Here is a 2,804-nt window from a genome sequence, read left to right on the forward strand (position 1 = left end):
GCTACCGAAATGCCCGGGCCAAGTCCCAGCGGCTACCGAAAACAACAACCGCTAGCGAATGATCGGAAGCCTTTGCGACTCTTGGCAGCCGCTGTGAGTACGAGCGTACTGACCGGCAGCACCTGTCACTTCCGGCAGCAGCTTCACGAAGCATCCAAGAAGCAGCGGCCATTAAGGACCTCCGATGAATTACCGCGTCAGGCCCTAATCAGTACTGCGAGCCCCCGGCGAACAGACTTGCCACCGAGCCGTCCTCGAAGACCTCATGGATCGCCTGAGCCAGCAACGGCGCCACCGACAAGACAGTCGCCTTCTCCAACTCGACACCCTCGGGAATGGGCAAGGTGTTGGTGAAGATGATCTCCTCGAAGGGCCCCGCATTCAACCGCTCAGCGGCGGGACCCGACAGGATCGCATGCGTGGCAGCGACGATGACCTTGTCAGCTCCATGATCGACGAGCGCCTCGGCTGCCTGACAAATGGTTCCGGCGGTGTCGACCATGTCGTCCACCAGCAGACACGTGCGTCCGGCGACCTCACCGACGACCTCGTGCACCTTGACCTGATTGGCGACCGTCGGATCGTGACGCTTGTGGATGATTGCCAGCGGCGCGTGCAGCCGGTCGCTCCAGGTGTCGGCCAGGCGCACTCGTCCGGCGTCCGGGCTGACGATGGTCATCTTGGAGGTGTCGTATTTCTTCTCGACGTAGTCGGCCAGCACCGGCAGCGCGGTGAGATGGTCGAGCGGTCCATTGAAGAAGCCCTGGATCTGGGCGGTGTGCAGGTCGACGGTCATGATCCGGTCGGCACCTGCCACCCAATACAGGTCGGCGATCAGCCGAGCCGAGATCGGCTCTCGTCCCAGATGCTTCTTGTCCTGCCGGGCATAGGGATAGCAGGGCGCAACCACGGTGATTCGCTTGGCGGACGCCCGCTTGAGCGCGTCCACCATGATCAGCTGCTCCATCAGCCACTCGTTGACCGGCGCCGGGTGCGACTGGATGACGAAGGCATCCGATCCGCGCACGGACTCCTCGTAACGCACGTAGACCTCGGAGTTTGCATAGCTGATCAGCCGGCGGGGAGTCAGCTCCACTCCCATGAGTTCGGCCACTGATTGGGCGAGCTCTGGATTGGCCCGCCCTGTGAAGAGCATCAGGTGCTTGTCCGTCGGACGCTTCACACCGCTCACTGATCATCCTCCTGATTTTCTTCACGCAGCTTGGCGCGAGCTTCGGCAACCGCGGGGTGAATTTCCCCCTCAGAATCGTTGGCGGCGTCCGAGGCCGACGATCCGGCTCGTTTGCGATGCACCCAATCCGCCGAGATGTGCTCGCGTCCGCGGGCGACTGCCAGGGCGCCCGGCGGCACATCGTCCACGACGGCCGAGCCGGCAGCGACGAAGGCCCCATCGCCGATGTCAAGCGGAGCGACCAGCACTGAATTCGACCCGATGAAGACGTCATTGCCCAGGTGGGTGGGCGACTTGTGAGAGCCGTCGTAGTTGGCGAAGATCGTGCCGGCGCCGACGTTGACGCCTTCACCGATGAAGGCATCGCCGCAGTAGGTCAGGTGCGGCAGCTTCGAGCCGTCGCCGATCTGGGCGTTCTTCGTCTCGACGAAGGTACCGATCTTGCCGTGCGCGCCGAGCACGGTGCCCGGACGCAGTCTGGCGAAGGGGCCAACTTCTGCATCCGAGTTGATGACCGACAGCTCGCCATGGGTGCGGATCACGTGGGCGTTCTCACCCACCTCGACATCGCGCAGCGTGGTGTCTGGTCCGATCACCGCGCCGGTGGCCACAGAGGTAGCACCGAGCAGCTGGGTGTTCGGCAGGATGGTGACATCGGTCTCGAGGTCGACATCAGCCTCGATCCAGGTGGTCTTGGGATCGACGACGGTCACCCCGTCCAACATCCAGCGTTCCACGATCCTGCGGTTGACTTCGGCGTTCATCCGGGCCAGCTGGACGCGGTCGTTGACGCCCTCGGTCTGCCAGATGTCGTCGGTCAGGTAGGCGCCGACGTTGCCCTGGTGCCCGCGGGCGTAGCCGAGCACGTCGGTGAGGTAGAGCTCGGCCTGATCGTTGTTGGGCTTCAGGCTCGCCAGTCCTTCGCGGAGCACCTTGCCGTCGAAGACGTAGATACCCGAGTTGATCTCACGGATCTGCCGCTCGGCCTCGTTGGCATCGCGGTGCTCGACGATCTTGGCGACCTGACCGCCCTCGCGGACGATTCGTCCGTAGCCGGTCGGGTCGGGCACCACGGCGGTCAGCACCGTGCAGGCATTGCCGCCCGCCCGATGCGCCGCGACGAGTTCGCCCAGGGTCTCGCCCGTGAGCATCGGCACATCGCCATAGGTGACCACGACTTCGCGGTTGATCTCACCCAATGCCCCGATCGCGCACTGCACCGCGCCTCCGGTGCCGTTGCGGACCGGCTGTTCGACGATGGTCACCTGTGGGTAGCTCTCGTCGAGGAGCGCTTCCACCTGCTCACGCAGATGTCCCACGACGACGACCAGTTTCGCGGGGTTCAGCGTCTGAGCGGCGTCCAGCGCGTAGCTGAGCATGGCACGTCCGGCGACCGGATGCAGCAGCTTCGAATTCTTCGATTTCATGCGGGTACCGCCCCCCGCCGCCAGCACGATGACGGCCGCCACAGGGGCCTGAGTTGGAGTAGTGCTCACCAAATCTCCTTCACCACATGTGTACCCAGGGTGGTAACCAGGGTAGAGGTGGCACCGGCTGAGATCCCGGCGCGCGGTTCAACTCTAAGCCCTGGCAGCGCCTGCCGCTATTCACC

The 2,804-nt window shown here is 64.2% G+C and carries 2 protein-coding genes; both read right to left on the reverse strand.

The features are described 5' to 3' along the window. Positions 1-208 precede the first annotated feature (208 nt). Positions 209-1,192 carry a ribose-phosphate diphosphokinase gene (locus AAFP05_RS12125; RefSeq protein ID WP_341730130.1) on the reverse strand — a complete coding sequence of 328 codons (984 nt, stop codon included), beginning with the start codon at positions 1,190-1,192 and terminating at the stop codon, positions 209-211. After that, positions 1,189-2,688 (reverse strand): bifunctional UDP-N-acetylglucosamine diphosphorylase/glucosamine-1-phosphate N-acetyltransferase GlmU, encoded by a 1,500-nt coding sequence (gene glmU, locus AAFP05_RS12130; protein WP_341730131.1) that lies wholly within the window; start codon positions 2,686-2,688, stop codon positions 1,189-1,191. Before glmU ends, AAFP05_RS12125 begins: the two co-directional genes overlap by 4 nt. Positions 2,689-2,804: the final 116 nt, after the last annotated feature.

It is taken from the genome of Brooklawnia sp. (genome assembly GCF_032229645.1).
GTDB lineage: Bacteria > Actinomycetota > Actinomycetes > Propionibacteriales > Propionibacteriaceae > Brooklawnia.